The organism is Micromonospora sp. NPDC049799 (assembly GCF_040656655.1).
Classification (GTDB): Bacteria; Actinomycetota; Actinomycetes; order Mycobacteriales; family Micromonosporaceae; genus Micromonospora.
The window spans coordinates 1-1639 of record NZ_JBFAMU010000788.1; the positions used below are offsets into that span (position 1 = coordinate 1).

Here is a 1639-nt window from a genome sequence, read left to right on the forward strand (position 1 = left end):
CGCCGACCGACGCGGCCGGGCCGCGCCGCCGCGGGTCGGTGCGCGCCGAGATCGCCGAGGGGTTCCGCTGGCTGGCCGGGCAGCGGCTGCTGCGCACCATGACCGTCCTGATCGGGCTGCTCAACGTCACCCTGACCGCCGCCATGGCGATGCTGGTGCTGCTCGCCCAGGAGCGACTCGGGCTCGGCTCCGTCGGGTACGGCCTGCTCTTCACCTGCATGGCCGTCGGCGGGCTGGTCGGCTCCCTGCTCGGCGACCGCATGATCGCCGCGGTCACCGCCACCTGGACCGTCCGGATCGGCCTGGTGATCGAGGCCGTTCTGCACCTGGCGCTGGCCGCGTCCACCAGCGCGGTCGTCATCGGGGTGGCACTGTTCACGTTCGGCGTGCACGGCGCCCTGTGGGGCATCGTGTTCAGCTCGCTGCGTCAGCGGCTCACCCCGCCGGCGCTGCTCGGGAGGGTCGGCAGCACCACCCTGTTCCTCGCCGCCGGCGGCAACTGCGTCGGCGCGCTGCTCGGCGGGATCGTCGCGACCACCTACGGGCTCACCGCGCCGTACTGGGTCGGGTTCGTCGTGGCGGTCGCCGTCGCCGCCGCCACCTGGCGGGTGTTCGACCGGGCCACCGTCGCCCGCGCCTACACCGACCCCGCGCCGGAGCGCGCCGAGGAGCCGGCCGTCACCTGAGCCGTCCGGTGTGGCAGCGTGGTGGCGTGCACAGGTCCGCTCCGGTCGACGTCGACCTCGCCCTGGTGGGCGGGGGCGGCGCCGCGTCGCTGGTCCTGGCCGCCCTCGACCGGCACGACGTCGGGGGCCTGCGGATCGCCGTGGTGGACCCGGTCCACCGGCGCGGCCAGGACCGCACCTGGGCGTTCTGGGACCACCCCGGCAACGACCTCGACCCGGTGCTGGCGGCGAGCTGGCAGCAGGTCGAGGTGGCGACGCCCGAGCGGCGCCGCGTCCTCGACCTCACCCCGCTGCGGTACGCCATGCTGCGCTCCGGCCCGGTCTACGACCGGGCTGCCGAGGCCGAACGCCGCCTCGGCGTGAGCCGGATCGGCGCCCCGGCCGACGTGCTCGACGACGACGGGGACCGGGTGACCGTGCGGACCGGCGACGGTGGGCCGGTGGTGCGGGCCTCCTGGGTGCTGGACTCCCGCCCCCGGCCGCCGCGGCGGGCCGGCCGGACCAACTGGCTGCAGCACTTCCGGGGTTGGTGGCTGGAGGCGGACGGGCCGCTGTTCGACCCGAGCCGGGCGATCCTCATGGACTTCCGCACCCCGCAGCCGGCCCGGGGCGTGTCGTTCGGCTACGTCCTGCCGGTGAGCGACCGGTACGCCCTGGTGGAGTACACCGAGTTCACCCCGTCCCTGCTCACCGACGCCGGGTACGACGCGGCGCTCGCCGGCTATCGCGACCTGCTGGGGCTGGACCCGTCCCGGCTGCGGGTGCGGGAGGTGGAGAACGGCGTCATCCCGATGACCGACGCGCCCTTCGACCCCCGGCCCTCGCCCCGGGTGGTCCGCCTCGGCACGGCCGGCGGCGCCACCCGGCCGTCCACCGGCTTCACCTTCTCCGCGATGCACCGCCAGGCCGATCAGGTGGCCCGCGCGCTGGCCGCCGGCCGGCCCCCGGTGCCC

2 protein-coding genes are annotated in these 1639 nt (G+C 76.2%); both read left to right on the forward strand.

Annotation, left to right across the window (positions count from 1 at the left end; all coding sequences use genetic code 11):
• Nucleotides 1–686 (forward strand): MFS transporter (locus AB0I76_RS29475; RefSeq protein WP_357042282.1); only part of this gene is annotated, 686 nt, incomplete at its 5' end.
• Between the two features lie 8 nt (nt 687–694).
• On the forward strand, nt 695–1639 hold a 945-nt coding region (locus tag AB0I76_RS29480; RefSeq protein ID WP_357042285.1), incomplete at its 3' end, for a lycopene cyclase family protein.